Here is a 25,306-nt window from a genome sequence, read left to right on the forward strand (position 1 = left end):
GATTCTTCCTTAGAACTTCAGACCAGCTTCGCGCGCGGCTTCTGCCAGCGCCTTCACACGGCCGTGGTAACGGAAACCCGAACGGTCGAATGCGACTTCGGTGATCCCTGCTTTCAGTGCTTTTTCTGCGACGCGCTTGCCAACCAGTGCGGCTGCAGCGGCGTTGCCGCCCGCACCCGACTTGCCGCCCAGCTCGGCGCGCACTTCTGCTTCCAGCGTCGAAGCCGAAACCAGGACCTTCGCATCCGGGCTGATCAGGTTCGCATAGATGTGCAGGTTGGTGCGGTGCACCGACAGGCGGTTCACGCCCAACTGCGCGATCTTGATGCGGGTTTGGCGTCCGCGACGCAGACGCGATTCTTTCTTGTCCATCGTCAGCTCCGATTATTTCTTCTTGGTTTCTTTAAGCTTCACCACTTCGTCCGCATAACGGACACCCTTGCCTTTGTACGGCTCAGGCGAGCGGTAAGCACGCACTTCTGCGGCAACCTGGCCGACCTGTTGACGGTTGATACCCTTGATCAGGATCTCGGTCGGGGTCGGGGTCGCTGCGGTGACGCCTTCCGGCATCGCGTGCAGCACAGGGTGCGAGAAGCCCAGCGACAGGTTCAGGGCGTTGCCTTGGACGGCGGCCTTGTAACCCACGCCGACCAGGGTCAGGCGCTTTTCGAAACCTTTGGTGACACCGGTCACCATGTTGTTCACCAGTGCACGCAGGGTGCCCGACATGGCGTTCGATTCGCGCGAATCGTCGATCACGTCAAAGGTCAGCGTGCCATTGTTGTTTTCCACTTTGACCAGGCCGTTCAGCGGCTGGGTCAGGGTGCCCAGCGGGCCCTTGACGGTGATCGACGACGCGTTGATCGCGACATCGGTACCGGCCGGGACGGCGATTGGCATCTTAGCTACTCGAGACATCGTCTACTCCTTAAGCCACGTAGCAAATCACTTCGCCACCGACACCGGTAGCGCGTGCTTTGCGGTCGGTCATCACACCCTTCGGGGTCGAGACGATCGCCACACCCAGGCCGTTCATGACCTGAGGGATCTCGTCTTTGCCCTTGTAGATGCGCAGGCCAGGACGGGAGACGCGCTCGATGCGCTCGATAACCGGGCGGCCGACGTAGTACTTCAAACCGATTTTCAGTTCAGCCTTGCCACCTTCGGTGGACACGGCGTAATCTTCGATGTAACCCTCATCCTTCAGGACGTTGGCAATCGCAACTTTCAGCTTGGACGACGGCATTTCGACGGTGGTCTTCTGCACGCCTTGCGCGTTGCGAATACGGGTCAGCATATCGGCGATAGGATCGCTCATACTCATTGCTTATTCTCCTATTACCAGCTAGCTTTGGTCATACCCGGGATTTCGCCTTTCATGGCGAATTCGCGGAGTTTAATACGGGCCAGACCGAATTTACGGAAAGTGCCACGAGGACGGCCGGTCATGGCGCAGCGGTTACGCTGGCGGGTCGGGGCCGAGTTACGCGGCAGGGCCTGCAGCTTCAGGCGTGCTTCGTAACGCTCTTCTTCGGTCTTCGACTGGTCGTCGATGATTGCTTTCAGAGCGGCACGCTTTGCGGCGAATTTCTCCACCAGGTCTGCACGCTTCTGTTCGCGGTTAATCAGTGCAAGTTTTGCCATGTTCTTAGTTCCGGAACGGGAATTTGAATGCGGCGAGCAGCGCTTTGGCTTCTTCGTCGGTCTTAGCGGTCGTGGTGATCGAGATGTTCATGCCACGCAGCGCATCGATCTTGTCGTAATCGATTTCCGGGAAGATGATCTGCTCTTTGACGCCGATGTTGTAGTTACCGCGACCATCGAACGATTTGCCGCTGACGCCACGGAAGTCACGCACGCGCGGCAGGGCCACGGTGATGAAACGGTCCAGGAATTCGTACATGCGGGCGCCACGCAGGGTCACCATCGTGCCGATCGGGTAGCCTTCGCGGATCTTGAAACCTGCGATTGCCTTGCGAGCCTTGGTCACGACCGGCTTCTGGCCAGCGATCTTCGTCAGGTCGCCGGTTGCGTGCTCGATGATCTTCTTGTCGGCGACAGCTTCCGACAGACCCATGTTCAGGGTGATCTTGGTCAGGCGCGGCACTTCCATCACCGACTTGTAACCGAATTTTTCGGTCAGTTCGGCAACGACTTTGTCTTTATAAACTTGTTGGAGACGGGCCATTTCTCATTACCCTTTCACTACTTCGCCGTTCGACTTGAAGACGCGGACTTTTTTGCCATCCACTTCTTTGAAGCCAACGCGATCAGCCTTGCCGGTCGCTGCATTGAACAGCGCGACGTTCGACACGTGAATCGGCATGGTCTTGTCGACGATACCACCAGTTACGCCGGTCATCGGGTTCGGCTTGACGGCCTTCTTGGCCACGTTCACGCCTTCGACGATGACGTGCTCAGCATCTACACGCTGCTGAACGACACCGCGCTTGCCTTTGTCTTTACCGGCCAGAACGATGACTTCGTCGTTTTTACGAATCTTATCCATTGCTGCTCCCTTACAGAACTTCAGGTGCCAGGGACACGATCTTCATGAACTTCTCGGTACGCAGTTCGCGCGTCACCGGTCCGAAGATGCGGGTACCGATCGGCTCCAGCTTGCTGTTCAGCAGGACGGCGGCATTGCCGTCGAACTTCACCAGGGAGCCGTCCTGGCGGCGCACACCTTTAGCGGTACGCACGACCACGGCGTTGTAGATTTCACCTTTCTTGACGCGGCCGCGCGGAGCAGCTTGCTTCACGGTGACCTTGATCACGTCGCCAATGCTGGCGTAACGGCGCTTGGAGCCGCCCAATACCTTGATGCACAGAACTTCTTTTGCACCGGTATTGTCGGCCACTTCGAGCCGGCTTTCGGTTTGAATCATGATATTTTCTTTCCCAACTTAAGCCGAAGAAACCCCACGGAAAACCGTAGGCCTGCGGTCAGTCTTGGTCCCGCCGTCCGCACTCATTGCAAGCGCGTACGTTTGGGTGATTGGACTTTCCAATGTTCGTTGCAGGCCGCAGTTACCGAAGGACAAACTGCGGCAACACATGAACGAAGCCCGCTAGTATTCCACATACCAGCGGGCCACGCAAGACAAATTTTAGAGGCGTTGTAACAACACCCCTTCGGGCATTACAGAACCGGAGCGACCTGCAGAACTTTGGTCAGGGTCCAAGCCTTCGTCTTCGAGATCGGGCGACCTTCCGCGATCTCGACGGTGTCGCCGATTTTCGCCTGGTTGGTCTCGTCGTGCGCGTGATACTTGTTCGAACGCACGATGATCTTGCCGTACAGCGGGTGCTTGACGTGACGTTCGATCAGCACGGTCACCGTCTTGTCCATCTTGTCGGACACGACTTTGCCGACCAGCGTACGCTTCAGCGCCGTTTTAGTGGTGTCGTTCATTTGGCTTCCTTCTGGTTCATCACAGTCTTGACACGCGCGATATCGCGGCGCACCTTCTTGAGCTGGGCGGTGTTCGTCAGTTGCTGCGTAGCGATTTGCATGCGCAGGCCGAACTGTGCCTTCAGCAGCTCATTCAGCTCTTGTTGCAGAGCTGCCTGGTCCTTGCCGCGGAGTTCCGTTGCTTTCATTCTTAACTCCTGTTATTGACCGACTTGACGCACGACGAACGTCGTCGCCAGCGGCAGTTTGGCGGCAGCCAGACGGAAGGCTTCGCGCGCCAGTTCTTCAGCGACGCCGTCCATTTCGTACAGGACCTTGCCCGGCTGGATCTCGGCCACGTAGTACTCCGGATTACCTTTACCGTTACCCATACGGACTTCAGCCGGCTTGTTCGAGATCGGCTTGTCCGGGAAGATACGGATCCAGATACGGCCGCCACGCTTGATGTGACGGGTCATGGCACGACGTGCAGCTTCGATCTGGCGTGCGGTGATACGGCCGCGGGCAACTGCCTTCAGACCGAATTCGCCGAACGAGACCGCGGTGCCGCGGGTGTGCGAAATGCCGGTGTTGCGGCCTTTCTGCTCTTTACGATACTTTCTGCGGGATGGCTGCAGCATGCTTATTCTCCTGCTTTCTCAGCGGCCGGCTTGGCAGCACGGCGGCCTGCGGGTGCGGTACCTGGCTTGGCGCCCGGGCGGCCACGGCCAGCCGGTTTGCCATCGTCACGACGCGGACCGCGCGGCTTTTTCTCGTCGGCCGGAACGTCGATCACCGGTGCTTCGCCGGTCGGCGAACGGTCACCCTTGTAGACCCAGACTTTCACGCCGATGATGCCGTACGTGGTCGAGGCTTCGCTGGTGCCGTAGTCGATGTCGGCGCGCAGGGTGTGCAGGGGCACACGGCCTTCGCGGTACCATTCGGTACGCGCGATCTCGATGCCGTTCAGGCGGCCCGACGACATGATCTTGATGCCGACGGCGCCCAGACGCATGGCGTTCTGCATGGCGCGCTTCATCGCGCGGCGGAACATGATGCGCTTTTCGAGCTGCTGGGCGATCGAATCGGCGATCAGCTGCGAGTCGATTTCCGGCTTGCGGATCTCTTCGATATTGACGTGCACCGGCACGCCCATGATCTTCGTCAGCGACGACTTCAGGACTTCGATGTCTTCGCCCTTCTTGCCGATGACGACGCCCGGACGCGACGAGTAGATCGTGAAGCGCGCGTTCTTGGCCGGACGCTCGATGACGATGCGGCCGACGGAGGCGTTCTTCAGTTTCTTCTTCAGGAAAGCGCGGGCTTCCAGGTCTTCCTTCAGCATGTCGGCGAAGTTGCCGTTGCCAGCGTACCAGCGCGATGCCCAGTTACGGGTGACCGCCAGGCGGAAGCCGGTTGGGTGGATTTTCTGACCCATCGTGTGACTCCTTAGTTACCGACAGTCACGAAGATGTGACAGGATTGTTTCGAAATGCGATCACCGCGGCCTTTGGCACGTGCCGTAAAGCGCTTGAGGATCGGGCCCTTTTCGACATAGATCTGAACGACCTTCAGTTCGTCGATGTCGGCACCATCGTTGTGCTCGGCGTTCGCGATTGCGGACTCCAGCACTTTCTTGATGATGGTCGCGCCTTTTTTCGGGCTGAACTGCAGGATGTTCAGCGCGGCGTCGACTTTCTTGCCGCGGATCAGATCGGCGACGAGGCGGCCTTTCTGTTCCGACAGGCGGACGCCTTTGAGGATAGCTTTAGTTTCCATTATTTCTTCGCCTTCTTGTCAGCGGCGTGGCCCTTGAACGTGCGGGTCAGGGCGAATTCGCCCAGCTTGTGACCCACCATGTTCTCGGACACGTACACCGGCACGTGCACTTTACCGTTGTGGACGGCGATCGTCAGACCGATGAAGTCCGGGGTGATCGTCGAGCGGCGCGACCAGGTTTTGACCGGCTTTTTGTCTTTGTTCGCTTGCGCGGCTTCGACTTTTTTCACCAGGTGGGCGTCAATGAACGGCCCTTTTTTCAATGAACGAGTCATGTCTTATCCTTATTTCTTGCCGCGGCGCGAGACGATCATCGACGACGTGCGCTTGTTCGAACGCGTCTTCTTGCCCTTCGTCTGCTGGCCCCATGGCGACACCGGATGACGACCGGCAGCCGTACGACCTTCACCACCACCGTGCGGGTGGTCGATCGGGTTCATCACCACACCGCGAACGGTCGGGCGGACACCTCGCCAGCGCATTGCACCGGCTTTACCGATCTTGCGCAGGTTGTGCTCGCCGTTGCCGACTTCGCCAACCGTTGCGCGGCACTCGATGTGCACGCGGCGCACTTCACCCGAACGCAGGCGAACCTGAGCGTAGGTACCTTCGCGAGCCATCAGCACGACGCCGGCGCCTGCGGTACGGGCCATCTGGGCACCCTTACCCGGCAGCATTTCGACGCAGTGCATGGTGGTGCCGACCGGGATGTTACGGATCGGCAGGCAGTTACCCGACTTGATCGGCGCTTCCGAGCCGTTCATGACGGTATCGCCCACGGCCATGCCTTTGGTGGCGATGATGTACGCGCGGAAACCGTCGGCGTAGCACACCAGGGCGATGTGCGCGCTGCGGTTCGGGTCGTATTCAATGCGCTCGACCTTGGCCGGGATACCGTCCTTGTTGCGCTTGAAGTCGACCACGCGGTAGTGGTGCTTGTGGCCACCGCCGATGTGGCGGGTGGTGATGTGACCGTTGTTGTTACGGCCAGCGGTCTTCGATTTCTTCTCAACCAGGGCTGCAAACGGACGACCCTTGTACAGGTCGGCGTTCACAACCTTCACCATGCCGCGGCGGCCTGGGGAGGTTGGCTTCATCTTAACGAGTGCCATTATTTAGCCTCCTCGACAAAATTGATTTCCTGGCCCGGCTTCAGGGCCACGAAAGCGCGCTTGGTGTGGTTGCGGCGACCGGTGAAACGGCCCGAACGCTTCTGCTTGCCTTCGCGGTTCACGGTCTGCACCGATTCCACTTCGACTTTGAACAGCAGCTCGACGGCGGCTTTGATTTCCGGCTTGGTCGCGTCCGGCAGGACCTTGAACACGATCTGTTCGTTCTTTTCCGCGACGAAGGTCGCCTTTTCGGAAATGACCGGAGCCAGCAGCACCTTCATCAGGCGCTCTTCGCTGAATTTGATTGCGGCGCTCATGCGTACATCTCCTCGATCTTGGCCAGAGCAGCTTTGGTGACCAGGACTTTCTTGTAGAACACCAGCGACATCGGGTCGGCGTGCTTCGGCTCGACAACCAGCACGTTCGGCAGGTTGCGCGATGCCAGCAGCAGGTTTTCATCGATGGTGTCGGTGATCACCAGGACCGAGTCCAGACCCATGCCCTGCAGCTTTTGCGACAGCAGCTTGGTCTTCGGTGCTTCGACGGTCAGGTTCTCGATGACGCTCAGGCGGTCTTCGCGGGCCAGCTGCGAGAAGATCGAGCAGATACCTGCGCGATGCATCTTCTTGTTGACCTTGTGCGAGAAGTTCTCGTCCGGCGAGTTCGGGAAGATACGACCACCACCGCGCCACAGCGGCGACGACGACATACCGGCACGAGCACGGCCCGTACCTTTTTGACGCCACGGCTTCTTGGTCGTGTGGGAGACTTCTTCACGATCCTTCTGCTTGCGGTTGCCCGAGCGCGCGTTGGCGGCGTAGGCGACCACGATCTGGTGGATCAGGGCTTCGTTGTAGTCACGGCCGAACACGGTGTCGGCGGCGTTGACTGCGGCGCCAGCTTGACCTTGCTCATTCAGGAGCTTCAGTTCCATCTCTTACGCTCCTTTCTTGGCTTTGACTTTGACTGCCGGCTTGACGATCACTTGACCGTTCTTGGCGCCAGGAACGGCACCCTTAACCAGCAGCAGTTGACGCTCGGCGTCGATACGGGCGATTTCCAGGTTCTGGGTGGTGACAGTGACATCACCCATGTGACCGGTCATGCGCTTACCCGGGAACACACGGCCCGGATCCTGTGCCATACCGATGGAACCCGGCACGTTGTGCGAACGCGAGTTACCGTGGGTGGCGCGGCCCGACGAGAAGTTGTAACGCTTGATGGTACCGGCGTAGCCTTTACCGATCGAGGTGCCTTGCACGTCGATCTTCTGGCCCACTTCGAACAGCGAGACGTTGACTGCGTCGCCAGCTTTGAAACCAGCGGCTTGAGCGGCTTCGACGCGGAATTCCTTCAGCATCGTGCCAGCTTCGACGCCAGCTTTGGCGTAGTGACCGGCAGCGGCCTTGTTCACGCGGGAAGCGCGACGTTGACCGAAGACGACCTGAACTGCGGCATAACCATCAGTTTCAGGAGTTTTGATTTGCGCAACACGGTTGTTCGACACGTCCAGCACGGTGACGGGAATCGAATCGCCGTCGTCCGTGAAGATGCGCATCATGCCAACCTTGCGACCGAGAAGGCCCAGGCTCATTTTTTCTCCATTCCCACCTACGATTGGGCGGGGCTAGTTGACTATCGGAAGTTTTAAAAAAACTTCCTCTTAAACGCGTGGACCAAAAAAAGATAGGCCCACACCGAAGCCGGCTAGTATAGCGCGCGCAACGGATGGACGCAACAGGAAAATGCGAAGCTGACGCGGCCTGTTGCGCTTTACGCTAGAGTCGTGGAGATCAGAGAATCCGTTCAAGCTGAACGGCACAGAAAAGACACCTTGGCATCTTTTCTCTACAGGCTCGAGGCCTGCGATATGGAGGAATTCTGGTGGGCGGTGCAGGATTCGAACCTGCGACCCCTTGGATGTCGACCAAGTATTCTAACCAGCTGAACTAACCGCCCGGGGAGCCGCATTATACGAGGATGTTTTAGCAAAGCGCAATACCCAATCCAAAAAACTCGTCATTCCGTGATTCGGTGCAATCGTCTCACGGGTTGTCGATGTTATTTTGCAATGTTATCCTTGACGGGTTCCACCGGGGACGAGCGCCGTCTCACACCATAAATACAATCCTCACGCTGGCGCCCCGTTTCAAGCTCACCGTCCGTCCCCGTCGCGTGGATGCCATGCCGCATCCGCTTTCTTGCGCGCGCACCCGGCCACCGGCCGCGGCCCTGCACGCCTCACTCCCTGCCACGTCCGCGCTCGAGCGGGCCGCGTGGCGGACATCGCTCGACAAGGATGACCATGACCGCATTGCCTTTCCGTTCCCGTACCCCTCACCTCGATCCGCGCAAGCTCGTGCTCGCCACCGACCTCGACGGCACCCTGCTGGCCGGCCCGCAGGAAGCGCGCCGGAGAGTACGCGAGCTGTTCGGCGGCGGCCTGGAGGGCGCCACGCTCGTGTTCGTCACGGGCCGCGGACTGGAATCCGTGATGCCCCTGCTGGCCGATCCGACCATTCCCACGCCCGACTACATCATCGCCGACGTGGGCGCCACCATCGTGCACGGCAACCTGCGCCCCGTCGAACCGCTGCACCATGAGATCGCGGCGCGCTGGCCCGGCAGCCAGGCCGTGCTGAAGGCGCTGGCCGGCTTTCCGCAACTGGAACGCCAGAGCGTGCCGCAGGAGCGGCGCTGCTCGTTCATCGCGCCCGAGGGTGCCGTCACGCCGGCGCTGCGCAGCGCGGTGCAGGCGCTCGGCTGCGAGCTGCTGTTCTCCGCCGGGCGCTACCTGGACGTGCTGCCGCGCGGCGTCGGCAAGGGTCCCGCGCTGCGCCGGCTGATCGATGCGGCCGGCTTCGACCCGGCCCACGTCGTCGTCGCGGGCGACACCCTGAACGACCTGTCGCTGTTCGAGACGGGCTTGCGCGGCGTGGTGGTCGGCGGCGCGGAGCCCGCGCTCGTCGCGCGCGTGCGCCGCATGCCCAGCGTGTTCATCGCGGAAAACGCCGGCTGCGGCGGCATCCTCGACGGCCTCGCCCACCACGGCCTGCGCGCGCATCACGCGGGCACGGCGGAGGTCGCGCACCTGCCCGGCAAGGCCGAACTCGTGATGGTCTACCACCGGCTGCCGTTCGACGAGGCGGTCGAGGATGGCGTGGCCGTGCGGCGCCGCCCGAAAAGCCCGAACGGCATCATGCCGACCCTGCTGAGCCTGTTTTCGGGCGGCCGCACGGGGTCCTGGGTCGCGTGGTCGCAGCAGGACTCGCGCGATCCGGACGGTTTTGCGAGCCACGTCGCCGTCGATCCGGAGCAGTATCCGAACCTGCAGGCGGCGCGCATCGCGCTGACCGAAGAGGACATCGACCTGTTCTATAAAAAGTTTTCGAAAGAGGCGTTCTGGCCGATCATCTTCTCGTTCCCGGACCGCGCCGAATTCCGCCAGGACCATTGGGAACGCTACCTCGACGTGAACCGCCTGTTCGCCGAGCAGGCCGCGCGCGAGGCGGCGGAAGGCGCCACCGTCTGGGTGCACGACTACAACCTGTGGATGGTGCCCGCATTCCTGCGTCCGCTGCGTCCGGACCTGAAGATCGCGTTCTTCCACCACACCGCCTTCCCGTCCAGCGACGTCTTCAACATCCTGCCGTGGCGCCGCGACATCGTCGCCAGCCTGCTGCAATGCGACTACGTGGGCTTCCACATCCCCCGCTACGTCGAGAACTTCGTCGATGCGGCCCGCTCCTGCGCGCCGGTCGAAGTCGTCGCCAGCGCCCCGTGCGCGCCCCGCTTCCTCACCTATGGCTGCGCGCTGGGCGTCGATACGACGACGACGGCGATCGAGGCCGGCGGCCGCCGCGTCGCGCTGGGTGCCCATCCGGTCGGCACGGACGTCGCGCTGATCGGGCGCTTGATGCGGACGCCGCAGGTCGCGGCGGATCTCGCCGAGATCGACGGTTACCTGGCCGGCCGCACCGGCATCGTCTCGATCGAGCGCCTGGACTACGTAAAAGGGTCGCTGGAAAAGCTGCAGGCGTTCGAGCGCCTGCTGGAGCAGCATCCGGCGCTGGCGGGCAAGGTCACGCTGCTGAACATCATCACGCCCGCCGCGCCCGGCATGGAGATCTACGACACGCTGCGCGAAGAACTGGACCGCACGGTGGGCCGGATCAACGGGCGTTTCTCGACGCTGGACTGGGTGCCGGTACGCTATTTTTATCGCTCGCTGCCGTTCGAGGCCGTGCTGGCCCATTACGCGGCCTGCGACATCGCGTGGATCACGCCGCTGCGCGACGGCCTGAACCTCGTCGCGAAGGAATACATCGCGGCGCGCCACGCGGTCGGCAAGCCGGGCGTATTGATCCTGTCGGAATTCGCCGGCGCCGCGGTCGAACTGCATGGCGCCCTGCTGACGAATCCCTACGACGCGCACTCGATGACGGACAGGTTGTACCGCGCCATTACAATGGGGCCCGACGAGGCCGCCTACCGCGCGGAGCGCATGGCCGCCATCGTCGCCGACCATGACGTCGCGCGCTGGGGCGGGGAATTCCTCGCCGCCGTCGCCGACGCGGCAGCCGGCACCGAGGCATTGCCCGAAGCCGCCTGAGCAATCCCACCGCAACTACCGGAAAGGATGATCGGATGAATGTAGTGTTTTTCGATAACACGACGCTGGCCTGGCTCACGGCCCTCGGCATCGCGGCCGGCGTCGCGCTGGCCCTGTACGTCGCCAAGAAGCTGGGCGTGCACCACTTGCGCAAGCTGGCCGAGCGCACGGAGACGCGGCTGGACGACATTGCCGTCGAAGCGCTCGACGGCACGCGGCTGCTGGCCATCGTCATCATGGGCCTGTTCGCGGGCAGCAAGTTCCTCGTACTGCCGCCCGAGGTACATCTGTTCGCGGCGCGGGCCGCCATCGTCACGGGCCTGATCCAGGCCGCCGTCTGGGGCCACCGCGCCCTGCGCGCCTGGCTGACGGACTATTACCAGAACCGCGCCGACGACCCGGCCCGCGCCACGTCGGCGGCGGCCGTCGGCTTCATCGCGCAGACCGTGCTGTGGACCGTGCTGATGCTGATGGTGCTGGACAATCTCGGCGTCAACATCACGACGCTCGTCGCCTCGCTGGGGATCGGCGGTATCGCGGTGGCACTGGCCGTCCAGAATATCCTGGGCGACCTGTTCGCGTCGCTGTCCATCGTGCTCGACAAGCCCTTCGTCGTCGGCGACTTCATCATCGTCGACAAATACCTGGGCACCGTGGAATACGTGGGCCTGAAGACGACCCGGCTGCGCAGCCTGGGCGGCGAGCAGCTCGTGTTCTCGAACGCGGACCTGCTCAAGAGCCGGCTGCAGAACATGACGCGCATGAGCCGGCGCCGCGTCGTGTTCACGGTCGCCGTCGCGTACGAGACGCCGACGGACAAGCTGCGCCTGATTCCGCCGCTGCTGACGGAACTCGTCAAGTCGCAGGAAGGCGTGACGTTCGACCGCGCCCATTTCGCCGGCATGGTGGCGCCCTCGCTGAACTTCGACGTCGTGTACTGGGTGGAGTCGGCGGATTACGTCCGCTACATGGACATCCAGCAGGAGATCTATCTGCAGCTGATGGACCGTTTCGCCGCGCTGGAGATCGAGTTCGCGTTTCCGACGCAGCGGCTGCATCTGCACGATGCGCGCGAGCCGGCGACCACCTGACGGATCATTGCGGCGGCGCGGTCGACGCCCGCACGACGAGCGTGCTGGCCAGCGCCGTGCTGCGCGGCGGCGCGTACTGGCCGCGTATGCGATCGATCAATAGCTCGATCGCAAGATTCGCCATGTCGCGCTTGGGCGGCGCCACCGTCGTCAGCGGCGGCAGCGCATAGCCCGCGCCGGCGATATCGTCATAGCCGACCACGGACAACTGCGCCGGCACGCGCACCCCGGCCGCACCGGCGGCGCACAGGCCGCCCAGCGCCATCAGGTCGCTCGTGACGAACACGGCGGTCGGGCGTTGCGTCTGGCCCAGCAGGCGCGTAAAGGCCGCGTGGCCGCCCGCGCTCGTGAATTCCTCGTGCACGATGCGGTCCGGCGCCACCGCCAGCCCCGCCTCCGCCATCGCGCGCAGGAAGCCGCCGACGCGTTCGCGCGTGCGCGGCAGGTCGGCCGGGCCGGACACGCAGGCGATCTCGCGGTGCCCCAGTTCGACCAGGTGGCGCGTGGCCTGGTAGCCCCCCTCTTCCTGACCGGCCAGGACGAGGTCCGCATCGAGCCCGGGCAGCGCCCGTTCCAGCTGGACGATCGGGACGGCTTGATGGCGCAGCAACAGATCCTGTTCGTCGTCGGCGCCGCTGGCGACGAGGACCATGCCGTCGATGCGCTTTTCCATCAGCAGCCGCAGATAGGCGGCCTGCTTCCGTGCGCCGCCGTGCGCGTTGCAGAGGATGATGTTGTAGCCGAGCTCGAACGCCGCGTCCTCGATCCAGCGGATCAGTTCGGCGAAGTATGGATTGGACGAGTTCGGCACGAGCACGCCGATGGTGTGGGTCTTGTCGTTCTTGAGGCTGCGGGCGACGGCGCTGGGGATGTAGCGCATCTCGTCGATGATGCCGAGCACGCGCTGGCGCACGTCGTTGCTGACGACGCGCGTGTTGTTGATCACGTGCGAGACCGTGGAGATCGACACCCCGGCACGCTCCGCTACCTGTTTCATGGTCGCCATCGCTTCCTCCTGAGGCGCGATTATTACCGATGTGTTTCAGTAATCACAACTCCCGGGGTTCATTCTTCAAGATCAGGTCGCTATCCGGCTTATCAAGAGGGCTGTGGCCGGCCAGTCGATCTGATATTTCCACGCAAAACGGTCTTGAAAAATTGTATACAGAGGACGCCAAAAATCCCCATCTTCCCTCTGTGAGACAGCAGAATCACCGACTTCTTAGCCAATAGAAACTGTATACAAATTCGTTGACAGTGCCGGCATGCAGGGGCATCATGATTTGAAAACAAGCCGCCGCAGAGTGGCCCAAGCATTGTGGAGACGTCGCAATCGGTTGCATCCGGATCCCGGATTGCCTGCCGTGGTTCATCGTCTCCACCGTCCGGAAATCATCGAACCACCCGACGCAGTTCAGGACAACATTCGACGGAGACATACATGAACAATCTGCTGTACAAGGTCGACGACCGCCCTCCTCTCGTCACCACCACCCTCCTCGCCGCCCAGCACATGCTGGCCGCCCTCGGCGGCATCATCGCCGTGCCGCTCGTCGTCGGCGCCATCCTCAAATTGCCCGCGGACCAGGTCGTCGCGCTCGTCAACGCGGCGCTGCTGGGCTCGGGCATCGTCACGATCGTCCAGTGCAAGGGCATCGGCCCCGTCGGCATCCGGCTGCCGTGCGTGATGGGCACCAGCTTCGCCTTCGTCGGCGCGGCCATCAGCATCGGTTTCGAGCATGGCGTGGCGGGCATCCTCGGCTCGTCGCTCGCCGGCTCCGTCGTCATGATCGTCGGCAGTTTCTTCATGCCGCAGATCCGCAAACTGTTCCCGCACCAGGTGACGGCCGTCGTCGTCACGATGATCGGCCTGTCGCTCGTCCCCGTCGCCGTCGACTGGGCGGCCGGTGGCAAGGCGCCGGGCGCGGACTACGGCGCGCCCGCGAACCTGGGCATCGCGCTGTTCGTGCTGGCCATCGTCGTCGCGCTCGTCCAGTTCGGCAAAGGCATCATCTCCGCCTCCGCCATCGTGATCGGCATCGCGATCGGCTACGCCGTCTGCCTGGGCCTGGGCCTCGTCGACTTCTCGAGCGTGCAGAAGGCCGCCGTGTTCGCGCTGCCGCAGCCGCTGCACTTCGGCATGAGCTTCCCGCCGAGCGGCATCTTCGCGATGGCCCTGGCCTATGTCGTGACGATGGTCGAAACGACCGGCACCTTCATGGCGCTGGGCGCCGCGACCGAAACGAAGATGCGCGGCACGCTGCTCAAGCGCGGCGTGCTGTGCGACGGCGTTGGCTCCGCATTCGCCTCGACGCTGGGCGCGCCGCCGATGTCGACGTTCGCGCAGAACGTGGGCGTCATCTCGCTGACCGGTGTCGCGAGCCGCCACGTCGTCGCCCTCACCGGCGTGATGCTGGCGCTGGCCGGCCTGTTCCCGGTGCTGGGCGCCGTCGTCGTCACGATCCCGCAGCCCGTGCTGGGCGGCGCGGGCCTCATGATGTTCGCGATGATTCTTACCGCCGGCGTGCAGATGCTGGGCAAGGTCGAGCACGACAAGCGCACGGGTCTCATCATCGCCGTCTCGATCGGCTGCGGGCTCGCCGTCAGCGTGCGTCCGGAACTGCTGGCCAAGCTGCCGCCGTTCGTGAATGAAATCTTCGGCTCGGGCATCAGCACGGGCGCCATCATGGCCGTCCTGCTGAACCTGGTACTGCCGAACCGTCCCGTGGAAGTCCACGACGACGAAGAAGACGTCCCCCAGCCGCTGCTGGTCAAAGACCTGGAGGCGGTCTGACGGGGATACTCCCGACATTGTTTCCGCAGTGCCCGCGCATTGTTTCCGCAGTGTTGAAATCTAAAAAAGTGGAACTTATGAGCAAAACTCTCCTGATCAAGAATGCGCGCGTCCTCGTCACGATGGACGCGCAACGCCGCGAAATCGAAGACGGTGCCGTCTTCATCCGCGACAACGTGATCGTCAGCGTGGGCACGACGGACGCACTCCCCCAGGACGCCGACGAGGTGATCGACGCGGCCGGCCACGTCGTCATCCCCGGCCTCGTCAACACGCACCATCATATGTACCAGAGTCTCACGCGCGTCATCCCGGCCGCGCAGGACGGCGAACTCTTCAACTGGCTGACGAACCTGTACCCCGTGTGGGCGAACCTGACGGGCGAGATGGTCCACGTGTCGACGCTCACCGCGATGGCGGAACTGATCCTGTCGGGCTGCACGACGAGCAGCGACCACCTGTACATCTACCCGAACGATTGCCGCCTCGACGACAGCATCGAAGCGGCGCACACCATCGGCATGCGCTTCCACGCGGCGCGCGGCGCGATGAGCGTGGGCCGCTCGAAAGGCGGCCTGCCGCCGGACAGCGTCGTGGAAGACGAGGCGGCGATCCTGAAGGACACGCAGCGGCTGATCGAAACGTACCACGACGCGTCGCGCCACGCGATGCAGCGGATCGTCGTGGCGCCCTGCTCGCCGTTCTCCGTGTCGCGCGACCTGATGAAGGAAGCGGCGCTGCTGGCGCGCAGCCACGGCGTGTCGCTGCACACGCACCTCGCGGAAAACGTCAACGACATCGCGTACAGCCGCGAGAAGTTCGCGATGACGCCGGCCGAATATGCGGAAGACTGCGGGTGGGTCGGCCACGACGTGTGGCACGCGCACTGCGTGCAGCTGGACGATGCGGGCATCGGCCTGTTCGCGCGGACCGGTACCGGCGTCGCGCACTGCCCGTGCTCTAACATGCGCCTCGCGTCCGGCATCGCGCCCGTGCGCAAGATGGTCGACGCCGGCGTGCCCGTGGGCCTCGGCGTGGACGGCAGCGCGTCGAACGACGGCGCCCACATGCTGGGCGAAGTGCGCCAGGCGATGCTGCTGCAGCGCGTGGGCTTCGGTCCGGATGCGATGACCGCGCGCCAGGCGCTGGAACTCGCCACGCTGGGCGGCGCGAAAGTGCTGAACCGCGACGACATCGGCAGCATCGCGCCGGGCATGTCGGCGGATGTCGTCATGTTCAAGCTGGATGGCGTGGGCTTCGCGGGCGCGCTGCACGACCCGGTGGCGGCGCTCGTGTTCTGCACGCCGGCCAACGTCAATCACAGCGTCATCAACGGCAAGGTTGTCGTGAAGGATGGGGTGTTGAGGACGGTCGACCTGCCGGTCGTGCTGGAGCGGCATAACCGGCTGGCGGAGGAGTTGGTGCTGGCCTAGTCGTCGTTCCCGCGAAAGCGGGAAACCATGCAGAGCGGCAGAATTCAGTATGTCGGAAACGCCGCAATGCGCTTCAATTTCGACTTCGTATCTTCTGCATGGGTCCCCGCTTTCGCGCGGATGACGTGCAAAAGCAAACGGCCCATCTACCGCGAAGTAGATGGGCCGTTTTGCATGCGCCGGCGGCAGGGCCGCCGTGGCGCTTGATACGATTACTGCAGCTTGATTTCGACGTCAACGCCAGCCGGCAGGTCCAGCTTCATCAGCGCGTCGACGGTCTTGTCGGTCGGGTCCACGATGTCCATCAGACGCTGGTGCGTACGGATTTCGAACTGGTCGCGCGAGGTCTTGTTGACGTGCGGGGAACGCAGCACGTCGAAACGCTGGATGCGGGTCGGCAGCGGAACCGGGCCCTTGACGACTGCGCCGGTGCGCTTGGCGGTGTCGACGATTTCCAGAGCGGACTGGTCGATCAGCTTGTAGTCGAACGCTTTCAGGCGGATACGGATTTTCTGATTCGGAGCGGACATGCTATTTCCTTAAAAAAGAACGAACCGGCACACGGGCCGGCAATCATGTGTCAGGTACTGCGTGTACTGCGGAGGGGACGGCAGTATAACACCGTTTTATCCCTTACTGCTCAAACAGAAGGGACAGAACTTTCGTCCTGCCCCTTCTGTCGTATTGCGACTACTTGGATGATCGCTAAATTAAGCGATGATCTTGGCAACCACGCCGGCGCCGACGGTACGGCCGCCTTCGCGGATTGCGAAGCGCAGACCTTCTTCCATCGCGATCGGAGCGATCAGCTTGACGGTGATCGACACGTTGTCGCCCGGCATGACCATCTCTTTGTCGGCCGGCAGAACGATCGAGCCGGTCACGTCAGTCGTACGGAAGTAGAACTGCGGACGGTAGTTGTTGAAGAACGGGGTGTGACGACCACCCTCGTCCTTCGACAGGACGTACACTTCGCCCGTGAAGTCGGTGTGCGGCTTGATCGAACCCGGCTTGGCCAGGACCTGGCCACGCTGGACGTCTTCACGCTTGGTACCGCGCAGCAGCAGGCCGACGTTGTCGCCAGCTTGACCCTGGTCCAGCAGCTTGCGGAACATTTCCACGCCGGTGCAGGTGGTCTTGACCGTATCGACGATACCGACGATTTCGATCTCTTCGCCGACCTTGATGATGCCGCGCTCGACACGACCGGTCACCACGGTACCGCGGCCCGAGATCGAGAACACGTCTTCCACCGGCATCAGGAAGGCGCCATCGACGGCACGCTCCGGGGTCGGGATGTAGGTGTCCAGGGCTTCAGCCAGGCGGATGATGCAGTCTTCGCCCATTTCGCCCTGCTGGCCTTCCAGCGCCATACGAGCCGAACCCTTGATGATCGGCAGGTCGTCGCCCGGGAACTCGTACTTCGACAGCAGTTCGCGCACTTCCATTTCGACCAGTTCCAGCAGTTCTGCGTCGTCGACCAGGTCGCACTTGTTCAGGAACACAATGATGTACGGAACACCCACCTGGCGAGCCAGCAGGATGTGTTCGCGGGTCTGCGGCATCGGGCCGTCAGCAGCGGAGCACACCAGGATCGCGCCGTCCATCTGGGCAGCACCGGTGATCATGTTCTTGATGTAGTCGGCGTGGCCCGGGCAGTCGACGTGTGCGTAGTGGCGGTTGGCCGTTTCGTACTCGACGTGCGCGGTGTTGATCGTGATGCCGCGTGCTTTTTCTTCCGGAGCCGCGTCGATCTGGTCGTAGGCCTTGGCTTCACCGCCGAATTTCTTCGACAGGACGGTTGCGATTGCAGCCGTCAGGGTGGTTTTGCCGTGGTCAACGTGACCGATCGTGCCGACGTTCACGTGCGGCTTGGTCCGTTCGAATTTTTCCTTTGCCATTTTGATCTTCCTTTAAAAGAACAATTATCTAGTTTTTGTTCAGGCCAAGCGGGGTACCGCCGGCCTGTTATTTGTAACGCTCTTGCGGGACAGAGCAGGGTTCATCGCCTTTGCTCTGTCCCCAACTGACTATTACTTGGCTTTAGCCGTCACGATGGCGTCCATCACATGCTTCGGTGCTTCAGCATAGTGCTTGAATTCCATCGTGTAGGTCGCACGACCCTGGGTTGCCGAACGCAGCACGGTCGAGTAACCGAACATTTCCGACAGCGGGACTTCGGCCTTGATGATCTTGCCGCCGCCGCCCGGGATTTCGTCCATGCCCTGCACCATACCGCGGCGGGACGACAGGTCGCCCATCACGGTACCGGCGTAGTCTTCCGGCGTCTCGACTTCCACGGCCATCATCGGCTCGAGGATGACCGGGTTGGCGCGACGGCAGCCTTCCTTGAATGCCATCGAACCGGCCATGCGGAACGCGTTTTCGTTCGAGTCCACGTCGTGGTACGAACCGAAGGTCAGCGTGACTTTCACGTCGACCACCGGATAGCCGGCCATCACGCCGCTCGACAGCGTCTCGCGCACACCCTTCTCGACTGCCGGGATGAATTCACGCGGAATCACACCACCCTTGATCGCGTCGATGAACTCGAAGCCTTTGCCCGGCTCCTGCGGTTCGATCGACAGCACGGCGTGACCGTACTGACCACGACCACCCGACTGCTTGACGAACTTGCCTTCGACGTCGCTGACCGACTTGCGGATCGTTTCGCGGTAAGCAACCTGCGGCTTGCCGACGGTCGCTTCCACGCCGAATTCACGCTTCATACGGTCGACGATAATCTCCAGGTGCAGCTCGCCCATACCACCGATGATGGTCTGGCCCGATTCTTCGTCGGTGCGCACGCGGAACGACGGGTCTTCCTGAGCCAGACGGTTCAGTGCCAGGCCCATCTTTTCCTGGTCGGCCTTGGTTTTCGGCTCGACGGCCTGCTGGATCACCGGCTCCGGGAATACCATCTTTTCCAGGATGATCGGAGCAGCCGGGTCGCACAGCGTTTCACCTGTGGTCGCTTCTTTCAGGCCCACGGCAGCGGCGATGTCGCCTGCACGGACTTCCTTGATCTCTTCGCGCTGGTTCGCGTGCATCTGCAGGATACGGCCGACGCGTTCTTTCTTGCCCTTGATCGGGTTGAACACAGTGTCGCCCGACTTGATGACGCCCGAGTACACGCGGAAGAAGATCAGCTGGCCGACGAACGGGTCGGTCATGATCTTGAATGCCAGCGCGGCAAATTTCTCGTCGTCCGATGCCGTACGGGTGACCGGCTGGTCGTCCTCGTCGGTACCGCTGACCGGCGGAATGTCGACCGGCGACGGCAGGTACTCGATGACCGCGTCCAGCATGGCCTGCACGCCCTTGTTCTTGAAGGCGGTGCCGCACATCATCGGAACGATTTCCGAAGCGATGGTGCGCTGGCGCAGTGCCTGCTTGATCTCGGCTTCGGTCAGCTCGCCCTCTTCGAGGTACTTGTTCATCAGGTCTTCCGACGCTTCAGCAGCGGTCTCGACCAGTTTTTCGCGCCATTCGTTGGCTTGATCGACCAGCTCGGCCGGGATCTCGCGGTAGTCGAACTTCATGCCCTGGGACGCGTCGTCCCAATAGATCGCCTGCATCTTGACCAGGTCGACCACGCCCTTGAAGTTGTCTTCGGCGCCGATGGGGATCTGCAGCGGGATCGGGTTGGCCTTCAGGCGGGCGCGCATCTGCTCGTACACCTTGAAGAAGTTCGCACCGGTACGGTCCATCTTGTTGACGAATGCCAGACGCGGGACTTTGTACTTGTTAGCCTGACGCCACACGGTTTCCGACTGCGGCTGCACGCCGCCGACTGCACAGTAGACCATGCAGGCGCCGTCCAGGACGCGCATCGAACGCTCCACCTCGATGGTGAAGTCGACGTGGCCCGGGGTATCGATGATGTTGAAGCGGTGCGGCTCGAAATTATTGGCCATACCCTTCCAGAAGCAGGTCGTCGCTGCCGAGGTAATGGTGATGCCGCGCTCTTGCTCCTGCTCCATCCAGTCCATGGTGGCTGCACCGTCGTGCACTTCACCGATCTTGTGGTTAACACCGGTGTAGAACAGGATGCGCTCGGTGGTCGTCGTCTTACCGGCGTCGATGTGAGCGGAGATACCGATGTTACGGTAGCGCTCAATAGGGGTAGTGCGTGCCATAAATTTTCCTAACTTTTGAATGGACAAAACCGAGCAGCATTCTGGTGATCAAAATGAGCTCGGCCTGAACAACTGATACTGCATGGCCGCACGACCCCGGAGGCGTTCTGCCTCCAAGGGTAGTTGGCCATTCGCTTAGAAGCGGAAGTGCGAGAACGCCTTGTTCGCTTCAGCCATACGGTGCACCTCGTCACGACGCTTCATCGCGCCGCCGCGGCCTTCTGCTGCTTCCATCAGCTCGCCACCCAGGCGCTGCGGCATGGATTTTTCGCTACGCTTGTTTGCGGCTTCGCGCAACCAACGCATAGACAGGGCCATACGGCGGACCGGACGCACTTCAACCGGCACCTGGTAGTTGGCGCCACCGACGCGGCGGGATTTCACCTCGACCATCGGCTTGCAGTTGTTGATCGCGGTTGCGAACACTTCCAGCGGGTCCTTGCCCGATTTGCTCTGGATGTAGTCGAATGCACCGTAGATGATGTTTTCTGCGACCGACTTTTTGCCGGACAACATCAGAACGTTGACGAACTTGGCGAGATCGATGTTGCCGAATTTCGGATCCGGCAGAATTTCGCGCTTGGGTACTTCACGACGACGTGGCATTTCAATTCCTTCCTGTCTTCAGTTGAGTGCTTACCGCACTCGCGAAAGGCCATCAAAGCCCTTCACTTACTCGGCCTTCCGGCCGCCTCAACTAACTCAATATTAATTTACCCAGATTGCAAGAAGATTACTTCTTGGCAGCCTTGGCACGCTTGGCACCGTACTTCGAACGGGCCTGCTTACGGTCTTTCACGCCCTGGGTATCCAGTGCACCGCGGACCATGTGGTAACGCACACCCGGCAAGTCTTTCACACGACCGCCGCGGATCAGCACGACCGAGTGTTCCTGCAGGTTGTGGCCTTCACCGCCGATGTACGAAATGACTTCGAAACCGTTGGTCAGGCGAACTTTGGCGACTTTACGCAGTGCCGAGTTCGGCTTCTTCGGGGTCGTCGTGTAGACACGGGTGCAGACACCACGCTTTTGCGGGCAGTTTTCCAGTGCCGGCGACTTGCTCTTCACAACCGCGGCTTCACGCGGCTTGCGAATCAGTTGATTGATGGTTGGCATCGTTCAAAAATCCAACAAAATAACTACTAGTTAATGACCCGGGGCTCTTGCTTTCCGGGGGCTGAAACCTTGTCCCGCAACTCTCCGTACAGGCGACGAAAGCCACTCACCAGCGGGAGCGGCTGTTATGCGTAAACCATGCGCAGAATAATTCGAGAACTCGCGAGTATAGACCTGAAGCGGGGCCGGGTCAACAAACTTGCAGACCGGGCACCGCGACAGCGGCGGAAGATTGTGTAATTGCTCAGTAGATGTCGTGATAACGACACAACCAGTGTACGCCGGATTTCATCCGTTGTGCAGATGGAATAGCGTTACCAGTGGCAAAAACCGGATAATAGCCGACTTCGCCTCCGCGCTGCCGCACACGTTCGTTCGATGTCATTCCTGCTACGCCCGCGCAACCTGTACGTCGCGCTCACTTATCTGCTCCTGTCCTGCGTGCCGTACGTGGCGCCGCTGTTCGGCCAGCCGCTGTCGCACCCCGGCCAGGTGGCCGGCATCGAACTGCTGGCCTGGCTGGGCGTGTGGGGCGTGTTCAAGCGCCCGGCGTACTTCCACTGGCTGCTGCTGCCCGCCTTCCTCGCGCTGCCCGTCGAGCTTTATTTATATGCGTTCTACGGCCAGGGCATTTCCACGCACCACCTCGGCATCATCGCGGAGACGAGCCCGGCCGAGGCCATGGAATTCCTCGGCAGCAAAGTCTGGCTGCTGATCGGCGTCTTCGTCGGCATGCTCGCGTGGTTCGTCACGAGCTGGATCGCGGCCTGGCGCACGCGCGACCTCGACTGGGCCGACGTGTCGCGCCCCGTCGTGCTGGGCGTGCTGGCGGTCGTGGCCGTCGTGTTCGCCTACGGCCTGAAGTACGGCGTCGCTCCGCCGCCACTCGCGGCTGCCGGCCCGGCAGCTGCCAGCGCGCGGCTCGTGAAAGCCTCCGACAGCGTCGAGGCCGCCAGCGAAGAGACCGCGGCGCCGCGTCCGTCCAGCATACCGCGCCCCGCCTCGCTGCCGCCGCTGGCGCACTGGATGAAGCTGCCGTTCGACCTGGACACGTTCGCCCATTCGTGGCCGTTCGGCCTGGCCGCGCGCGGCGTCGATTTTTACAAGGAACGGGTCTATCTCGCCGACCTGAACCGTCGCAGCGCCAACTTCCGCTTCCACGCCCACCTGGCCGAGCCGAACGACGACCCGCAGGTGATCGTGATGGTGATTGGCGAATCGTCGCGCTACGACCGCTGGAGCCTGAACGGCTACGACCGCGACACGAACCCGCTGCTGTCGCAGGAGCCGAACGTGGTGCCGCTGCGCGACGTGATCACGTCCGTCTCCGCCACGCGCCTGAGCGTCCCCGTCATCATCTCGCGCAAGCCGGCCACGCAAAGCCTCAAGGACGGGTTCTCGGAAAAATCGTTCCTGACCGCGTTCAAGGAAGCGGGCTATAAAACGTTCTGGCTGTCGAACCAGATCTCGTTCGGCAAGTTCGACACCCCCGTGTCCGTGTTCGCGAAGGAAGCGGACGTCGTCGACTTCCTGAATCTGGGCGGTTTTACCGACAATTCGAATTACGACGAAATCCTGTTCGGCCCTTTGAAACATGCCGTCGCGGATCCGGCGCCGAAGAAACTGATCGTGCTGCACACGCTGGGTAGCCACTGGAACTACAGCCACCGCTACCCGAAGCAGTTCGACAAATGGCTGCCGTCGCTGTACGGCATCGACAAGCCCGTCTACACGGACATCAGGATCAAGGACAAGCTGAACAACAGCTACGACAGCTCGATCCTGTACACGGACTGGTTCCTCGACCACGTCATCGGCACGCTGAAGGAAGCCGACAAGCCGGCCGCCATGCTGTACGTGGCCGACCACGGCCAGACGCTGTACGACAACAGCTGCCGGCTCGCCTTCCATGGCCACAACACGCAATACGAATTCCACGTCCCCGCGTTCGCCTGGTATTCGGATGCGTACGCGGCGCGCTTCCCGGACAAGGTCACGCAGCTGCGCCGCCACCGCAAGGCGAAGCTGGCAACCGAAAACATGTTCCACACCCTGCTCGACCTGGGCGACGTGCGCTACCCGGACGAGCGCCTGGCGTGGAGCTTCGTCAACGCCGCCTTCAAGCAACACAAGCGCTACGTCGACAGCTACGGCTGGACCGACTACGACAACGCCACCATCAAGGGCGACTGCCACGAAGTCATCGCCAAGGGCAAGCCATTGCCGCGCAACTGATGCGCCATCTCAAACCGGGGTCAGAGCCCTTTTTTAGGAAATTTCCAAAAATCGGGCTCTGACCCCGGTGGGGCCGGCCGCGCCATCCACGGATAGCGGTGCGCTGGCTGCGAGGCCAGCAGGTACAGGAACGCCCAGGCAAGCCGGGCGAGACGGCGACACAAGGTGCTGGCAAAGGTGGACATCGGTGCTCCGCTGCGTGATCGTGATCCATCCCATGCAAGGTCGATGCCCGCCCGCGTCCATCGCCGTGGCGCACGGGCCTGCGCGAAATACGCACCAGATCGGCGCATGGACGCACCGCCGCGGCGCGCCGCGAACGTGCGCATGGCACACGCACACAGGGAGCGCTTGTACGAAACCCGCTGGCACCGTTCTTGCAAATTGAACCTGCAACGAGAGGTGGGCCGATGTCGGCATCGCGCACATCTCGACAAGGTGGCTAGGGTTCCGACCGCGCGAGCGGTGCTGGTCCGAGAGCTGCCGGTTCCCCGCCGCCACGCGGCAAGGAGCTACACGGAGGGATAAAAGCCCGGGAGGACGATTGCGCCGCAATCGCTTGCCTCTCGTTTTTATCCACTTCGGGAGCTCCATCATGCGTTTCTTCCAGCATCACCGCATCCTTCGCAGTTCCATCGCAACGGTCCTCGCCCTGTGCGCGGCGCTGTCGGCCGCCGGGCCCGCGCACGCCGAGGTCAAGGTCGGCCTGTCCGACTGGCCGGGCTGGGTGGCCTGGTACGTCGCGGACCAGAAAGGGTTCTTCAAGCGGCACGGCGCCAACGTCAAGCTGGTCTGGTTCGGTAATTACACGGACTCCGTCGCCGCGCTGTCGGCCGGCCAGCTCGACGCCAATGCGCAGACCTGGTCGGACACCATGACGCCGCTGGCGAAGAAGGTCGACGTCAAGGCCGTGCTGGTCAACGACAACTCGGCCGGCAATGACGCGCTGATGGTCGGCCCGAAGATCAAGTCGTTCGCGGACCTGAAGGGCCGCACGGTGGCGCTGGAGCAATTCAGCATCTCGCACTTCGTGCTCGCCACGGCGCTGGCCCGCAACGGCATGAGCATGAATGACGTCAAGGTCGTCAACCTGTCCGCCGGTGATGCGGCCGCCGCGTTCGTGGCCGGCCGCGTGGACGCCGCCGTCGTGTGGAACCCGTGGGTCAACAAGATCCAGGCGAGCGGCAAGGGCCACGCGCTGTTCACGTCGCGCGACATGCCGGGCCTCGTGCCCGACCTGCTCGTCGCCCACGGCAAGTCCCTGCGCGACAAGATCAAGCGCCAGGACCTCGTCGGCATGATCCAGGCGTGGTTCGACACGCAGGCCTTCATCCACGACCATCCGGACGAGGCGGTGCAGATCATGTCGAAAGTGGTCGGCATCAAGCCGGCCGAGTACAAGGTCTTCCTGCCGGGCACGCGCTTCTTCGACCGCGCCGACAACCAGGCCGCGCTCGACGCCAGCAAGCCGCAGTCGCTCGTCGCGGCCGGTCCCGAGATCCACAAATTCCTCAGCACGAACAAGCTGGTCGCCGGCCCGGTCGACTACGCCGCCGGCATCGACGCCTCGCTGCTAGCCGACGCCCTCAAGAAGTAAGCC

29 protein-coding genes, 1 tRNA gene and 1 riboswitch are annotated in these 25,306 nt (G+C 62.3%); of the genes, 6 read left to right on the forward strand and 24 right to left on the reverse strand.

All coding sequences use genetic code 11. The annotated features are described in order from the left end of the window. Window positions 1-9: 9 nt before the first annotated feature. From rplR to QPK29_RS07470, 18 genes are all read right to left on the reverse strand, one after another. The gene (rplR, locus tag QPK29_RS07385; protein WP_036240357.1) at window positions 10-372 is read right to left on the reverse strand and encodes a 50S ribosomal protein L18; all 363 of its coding nucleotides are present in this window, start codon (window positions 370-372) and stop codon (window positions 10-12) included. 12 nt (window positions 373-384) lie between these two features. Next, window positions 385-918: a 50S ribosomal protein L6 gene (rplF, locus tag QPK29_RS07390; RefSeq protein WP_056126497.1), complete on the reverse strand. Its 534-nt coding sequence runs from the start codon at window positions 916-918 to the stop codon at window positions 385-387. Between the two features lie 10 nt (window positions 919-928). Further along, window positions 929-1,324, reverse strand: coding sequence for a 30S ribosomal protein S8 (gene rpsH / locus QPK29_RS07395; protein WP_036240352.1), 396 nt, complete (start codon window positions 1,322-1,324; stop codon window positions 929-931). A gap of 14 nt (window positions 1,325-1,338) precedes the next feature. Continuing rightward, window positions 1,339-1,644, reverse strand: coding sequence for a 30S ribosomal protein S14 (gene rpsN, locus QPK29_RS07400; protein WP_056126496.1), 306 nt, complete (start codon window positions 1,642-1,644; stop codon window positions 1,339-1,341). A 4-nt stretch (window positions 1,645-1,648) separates the two neighbouring features. Further along, window positions 1,649-2,188 (reverse strand): 50S ribosomal protein L5, encoded by a 540-nt coding sequence (gene rplE, locus QPK29_RS07405; RefSeq protein WP_036240349.1) that lies wholly within the window; start codon window positions 2,186-2,188, stop codon window positions 1,649-1,651. A 6-nt stretch (window positions 2,189-2,194) separates the two neighbouring features. Then, window positions 2,195-2,509: a 50S ribosomal protein L24 gene (gene rplX, locus QPK29_RS07410; protein WP_036240348.1), complete on the reverse strand. Its 315-nt coding sequence runs from the start codon at window positions 2,507-2,509 to the stop codon at window positions 2,195-2,197. Window positions 2,510-2,519: 10 nt separating this feature from the next. After that, window positions 2,520-2,888, reverse strand: a complete 369-nt coding sequence (gene rplN, locus QPK29_RS07415) for a 50S ribosomal protein L14 (RefSeq protein ID WP_056126494.1) — start codon at window positions 2,886-2,888, stop codon at window positions 2,520-2,522. Window positions 2,889-3,142: 254 nt separating this feature from the next. Next, window positions 3,143-3,415: a 30S ribosomal protein S17 gene (rpsQ, locus tag QPK29_RS07420; RefSeq protein WP_036240344.1), complete on the reverse strand. Its 273-nt coding sequence runs from the start codon at window positions 3,413-3,415 to the stop codon at window positions 3,143-3,145. Next, window positions 3,412-3,603: a 50S ribosomal protein L29 gene (gene rpmC / locus QPK29_RS07425; RefSeq protein ID WP_036240341.1), complete on the reverse strand. Its 192-nt coding sequence runs from the start codon at window positions 3,601-3,603 to the stop codon at window positions 3,412-3,414. Before rpmC ends, rpsQ begins: the two co-directional genes overlap by 4 nt. A 12-nt stretch (window positions 3,604-3,615) precedes the next feature. Further along, complete coding sequence (rplP, locus tag QPK29_RS07430) at window positions 3,616-4,035, reverse strand: 50S ribosomal protein L16 (protein WP_005663456.1); 420 nt, start codon at window positions 4,033-4,035, stop codon at window positions 3,616-3,618. Between the two features lie 2 nt (window positions 4,036-4,037). Continuing rightward, window positions 4,038-4,832 carry a 30S ribosomal protein S3 gene (gene rpsC / locus QPK29_RS07435; protein ID WP_036240339.1) on the reverse strand — a complete coding sequence of 265 codons (795 nt, stop codon included), beginning with the start codon at window positions 4,830-4,832 and terminating at the stop codon, window positions 4,038-4,040. An 11-nt stretch (window positions 4,833-4,843) separates the two neighbouring features. Next, on the reverse strand, window positions 4,844-5,176 hold the full coding sequence (gene rplV / locus QPK29_RS07440) for a 50S ribosomal protein L22 (protein WP_179966292.1): 333 nt from the start codon (window positions 5,174-5,176) through the stop codon (window positions 4,844-4,846). Further along, window positions 5,173-5,448, reverse strand: a complete 276-nt coding sequence (gene rpsS, locus QPK29_RS07445; RefSeq protein WP_036240336.1) for a 30S ribosomal protein S19 — start codon at window positions 5,446-5,448, stop codon at window positions 5,173-5,175. Before rpsS ends, rplV begins: the two co-directional genes overlap by 4 nt. Before the next feature lie 9 nt (window positions 5,449-5,457). Beyond that, on the reverse strand, window positions 5,458-6,285 hold the full coding sequence (gene rplB / locus QPK29_RS07450; protein ID WP_036240335.1) for a 50S ribosomal protein L2: 828 nt from the start codon (window positions 6,283-6,285) through the stop codon (window positions 5,458-5,460). After that, on the reverse strand, window positions 6,285-6,602 hold the full coding sequence (rplW, locus tag QPK29_RS07455) for a 50S ribosomal protein L23 (RefSeq protein WP_036240333.1): 318 nt from the start codon (window positions 6,600-6,602) through the stop codon (window positions 6,285-6,287). Before rplW ends, rplB begins: the two co-directional genes overlap by 1 nt. Further along, a complete protein-coding gene (gene rplD, locus QPK29_RS07460) occupies window positions 6,599-7,219 on the reverse strand; it encodes a 50S ribosomal protein L4 (RefSeq protein ID WP_056126492.1) in 621 nt (206 codons plus the stop codon). The genes rplW and rplD overlap by 4 nt, the downstream gene beginning before the upstream one ends. A 3-nt stretch (window positions 7,220-7,222) precedes the next feature. Continuing rightward, window positions 7,223-7,879: a 50S ribosomal protein L3 gene (gene rplC, locus QPK29_RS07465; protein ID WP_036240330.1), complete on the reverse strand. Its 657-nt coding sequence runs from the start codon at window positions 7,877-7,879 to the stop codon at window positions 7,223-7,225. Between the two features lie 288 nt (window positions 7,880-8,167). After that, window positions 8,168-8,244 (reverse strand) — tRNA-Val (locus tag QPK29_RS07470). 346 nt (window positions 8,245-8,590) lie between these two features. On the opposite strand from QPK29_RS07470, the gene ggpS reads away from it, so the two are divergent. Both ggpS and QPK29_RS07480 read left to right on the forward strand, forming a co-directional pair. Next, a complete protein-coding gene (ggpS, locus tag QPK29_RS07475; protein ID WP_371770643.1) occupies window positions 8,591-10,897 on the forward strand; it encodes a glucosylglycerol-phosphate synthase in 2,307 nt (768 codons plus the stop codon). Window positions 10,898-10,932: 35 nt separating this feature from the next. Next, entirely contained in the window at window positions 10,933-11,988 is a 1,056-nt protein-coding gene (locus QPK29_RS07480; RefSeq protein ID WP_371770644.1) for a mechanosensitive ion channel family protein, read from the forward strand. A 4-nt stretch (window positions 11,989-11,992) separates the two neighbouring features. Here QPK29_RS07480 and QPK29_RS07485 read toward each other — a convergent pair whose 3' ends face one another. Continuing rightward, complete coding sequence (locus tag QPK29_RS07485) at window positions 11,993-12,994, reverse strand: LacI family DNA-binding transcriptional regulator (protein WP_056126486.1); 1,002 nt, start codon at window positions 12,992-12,994, stop codon at window positions 11,993-11,995. A 435-nt stretch (window positions 12,995-13,429) separates the two neighbouring features. Here QPK29_RS07485 and QPK29_RS07490 point away from each other — a divergent pair, with 435 nt between their 5' ends. Together QPK29_RS07490 and QPK29_RS07495 are read left to right on the forward strand one after the other, a co-directional pair. After that, the gene (locus QPK29_RS07490) at window positions 13,430-14,782 is read left to right on the forward strand and encodes a uracil-xanthine permease family protein (protein ID WP_056329180.1); all 1,353 of its coding nucleotides are present in this window, start codon (window positions 13,430-13,432) and stop codon (window positions 14,780-14,782) included. A gap of 77 nt (window positions 14,783-14,859) precedes the next feature. Further along, on the forward strand, window positions 14,860-16,215 hold the full coding sequence (locus QPK29_RS07495) for an 8-oxoguanine deaminase (RefSeq protein ID WP_371770645.1): 1,356 nt from the start codon (window positions 14,860-14,862) through the stop codon (window positions 16,213-16,215). Between the two features lie 212 nt (window positions 16,216-16,427). On the opposite strand, the gene rpsJ is transcribed toward QPK29_RS07495, so the two are convergent. The 5 genes from rpsJ to rpsL all read right to left on the reverse strand — a co-directional run bounded on the left by rpsJ (window position 16,428) and on the right by rpsL (window position 21,471). Further along, on the reverse strand, window positions 16,428-16,745 hold the full coding sequence (rpsJ, locus tag QPK29_RS07500; protein WP_005663509.1) for a 30S ribosomal protein S10: 318 nt from the start codon (window positions 16,743-16,745) through the stop codon (window positions 16,428-16,430). Window positions 16,746-16,925: 180 nt separating this feature from the next. Continuing rightward, the gene (gene tuf / locus QPK29_RS07505) at window positions 16,926-18,116 is read right to left on the reverse strand and encodes an elongation factor Tu (protein ID WP_160406738.1); all 1,191 of its coding nucleotides are present in this window, start codon (window positions 18,114-18,116) and stop codon (window positions 16,926-16,928) included. A gap of 132 nt (window positions 18,117-18,248) precedes the next feature. After that, window positions 18,249-20,354, reverse strand: coding sequence for an elongation factor G (fusA, locus tag QPK29_RS07510; RefSeq protein WP_056128506.1), 2,106 nt, complete (start codon window positions 20,352-20,354; stop codon window positions 18,249-18,251). 135 nt (window positions 20,355-20,489) lie between these two features. Beyond that, complete coding sequence (gene rpsG, locus QPK29_RS07515; RefSeq protein WP_056128507.1) at window positions 20,490-20,960, reverse strand: 30S ribosomal protein S7; 471 nt, start codon at window positions 20,958-20,960, stop codon at window positions 20,490-20,492. A gap of 127 nt (window positions 20,961-21,087) precedes the next feature. Continuing rightward, window positions 21,088-21,471 carry a 30S ribosomal protein S12 gene (gene rpsL / locus QPK29_RS07520; protein ID WP_036240557.1) on the reverse strand — a complete coding sequence of 128 codons (384 nt, stop codon included), beginning with the start codon at window positions 21,469-21,471 and terminating at the stop codon, window positions 21,088-21,090. 378 nt (window positions 21,472-21,849) lie between these two features. Here rpsL and QPK29_RS07525 point away from each other — a divergent pair, with 378 nt between their 5' ends. Then, entirely contained in the window at window positions 21,850-23,706 is a 1,857-nt protein-coding gene (locus QPK29_RS07525; RefSeq protein ID WP_371771591.1) for a phosphoethanolamine transferase, read from the forward strand. A 431-nt stretch (window positions 23,707-24,137) separates the two neighbouring features. Continuing rightward, window positions 24,138-24,247: riboswitch (guanidine-I (ykkC/yxkD leader) on the forward strand. 54 nt (window positions 24,248-24,301) lie between these two features. Next, on the forward strand, window positions 24,302-25,303 hold the full coding sequence (locus tag QPK29_RS07530) for an ABC transporter substrate-binding protein (RefSeq protein WP_371771592.1): 1,002 nt from the start codon (window positions 24,302-24,304) through the stop codon (window positions 25,301-25,303). The last annotated feature ends 3 nt before the right edge of the window (window positions 25,304-25,306 follow it).

Origin of the sequence: Massilia orientalis (assembly GCF_030411975.2) — a bacterium.
Taxonomy (GTDB): domain Bacteria; phylum Pseudomonadota; class Gammaproteobacteria; order Burkholderiales; family Burkholderiaceae_D; genus Telluria; species Telluria orientalis.

Excerpts from the sequence above, each read along its gene's own strand:
- QPK29_RS07525 (WP_371771591.1), top strand. The coding sequence starts at position 21,850 with ATGTCATTCCTGCTACGCCCGCGCAACCTGTACGTCGCGCTCACTTAT.
- rplX (WP_036240348.1), bottom strand. The coding sequence starts at position 2,509 with ATGGATAAGATTCGTAAAAACGACGAAGTCATCGTTCTGGCCGGTAAA.
- rpsJ (WP_005663509.1), bottom strand. The coding sequence starts at position 16,745 with ATGTCCGCTCCGAATCAGAAAATCCGTATCCGCCTGAAAGCGTTCGAC.
- rplD (WP_056126492.1), bottom strand. The coding sequence starts at position 7,219 with ATGGAACTGAAGCTCCTGAATGAGCAAGGTCAAGCTGGCGCCGCAGTC.
- rpmC (WP_036240341.1), bottom strand. The coding sequence starts at position 3,603 with ATGAAAGCAACGGAACTCCGCGGCAAGGACCAGGCAGCTCTGCAACAA.
- fusA (WP_056128506.1), bottom strand. The coding sequence starts at position 20,354 with ATGGCACGCACTACCCCTATTGAGCGCTACCGTAACATCGGTATCTCC.
- QPK29_RS07490 (WP_056329180.1), top strand. The coding sequence starts at position 13,430 with ATGAACAATCTGCTGTACAAGGTCGACGACCGCCCTCCTCTCGTCACC.
- rpsG (WP_056128507.1), bottom strand. The coding sequence starts at position 20,960 with ATGCCACGTCGTCGTGAAGTACCCAAGCGCGAAATTCTGCCGGATCCG.
- QPK29_RS07530 (WP_371771592.1), top strand. The coding sequence starts at position 24,302 with ATGCGTTTCTTCCAGCATCACCGCATCCTTCGCAGTTCCATCGCAACG.
- QPK29_RS07485 (WP_056126486.1), bottom strand. The coding sequence starts at position 12,994 with ATGGCGACCATGAAACAGGTAGCGGAGCGTGCCGGGGTGTCGATCTCC.
- rpsQ (WP_036240344.1), bottom strand. The coding sequence starts at position 3,415 with ATGAACGACACCACTAAAACGGCGCTGAAGCGTACGCTGGTCGGCAAA.
- rplR (WP_036240357.1), bottom strand. The coding sequence starts at position 372 with ATGGACAAGAAAGAATCGCGTCTGCGTCGCGGACGCCAAACCCGCATC.
- rpsH (WP_036240352.1), bottom strand. The coding sequence starts at position 1,324 with ATGAGTATGAGCGATCCTATCGCCGATATGCTGACCCGTATTCGCAAC.
- rpsC (WP_036240339.1), bottom strand. The coding sequence starts at position 4,832 with ATGGGTCAGAAAATCCACCCAACCGGCTTCCGCCTGGCGGTCACCCGT.
- QPK29_RS07480 (WP_371770644.1), top strand. The coding sequence starts at position 10,933 with ATGAATGTAGTGTTTTTCGATAACACGACGCTGGCCTGGCTCACGGCC.
- tuf (WP_160406738.1), bottom strand. The coding sequence starts at position 18,116 with ATGGCAAAGGAAAAATTCGAACGGACCAAGCCGCACGTGAACGTCGGC.
- rplB (WP_036240335.1), bottom strand. The coding sequence starts at position 6,285 with ATGGCACTCGTTAAGATGAAGCCAACCTCCCCAGGCCGCCGCGGCATG.
- rpsN (WP_056126496.1), bottom strand. The coding sequence starts at position 1,644 with ATGGCAAAACTTGCACTGATTAACCGCGAACAGAAGCGTGCAGACCTG.
- rplP (WP_005663456.1), bottom strand. The coding sequence starts at position 4,035 with ATGCTGCAGCCATCCCGCAGAAAGTATCGTAAAGAGCAGAAAGGCCGC.
- rplC (WP_036240330.1), bottom strand. The coding sequence starts at position 7,879 with ATGAGCCTGGGCCTTCTCGGTCGCAAGGTTGGCATGATGCGCATCTTC.
- rplW (WP_036240333.1), bottom strand. The coding sequence starts at position 6,602 with ATGAGCGCCGCAATCAAATTCAGCGAAGAGCGCCTGATGAAGGTGCTG.
- QPK29_RS07495 (WP_371770645.1), top strand. The coding sequence starts at position 14,860 with ATGAGCAAAACTCTCCTGATCAAGAATGCGCGCGTCCTCGTCACGATG.
- rplE (WP_036240349.1), bottom strand. The coding sequence starts at position 2,188 with ATGGCCCGTCTCCAACAAGTTTATAAAGACAAAGTCGTTGCCGAACTG.
- rpsL (WP_036240557.1), bottom strand. The coding sequence starts at position 21,471 with ATGCCAACCATCAATCAACTGATTCGCAAGCCGCGTGAAGCCGCGGTT.
- rpsS (WP_036240336.1), bottom strand. The coding sequence starts at position 5,448 with ATGACTCGTTCATTGAAAAAAGGGCCGTTCATTGACGCCCACCTGGTG.
- rplN (WP_056126494.1), bottom strand. The coding sequence starts at position 2,888 with ATGATTCAAACCGAAAGCCGGCTCGAAGTGGCCGACAATACCGGTGCA.
- ggpS (WP_371770643.1), top strand. The coding sequence starts at position 8,591 with ATGACCGCATTGCCTTTCCGTTCCCGTACCCCTCACCTCGATCCGCGC.
- rplF (WP_056126497.1), bottom strand. The coding sequence starts at position 918 with ATGTCTCGAGTAGCTAAGATGCCAATCGCCGTCCCGGCCGGTACCGAT.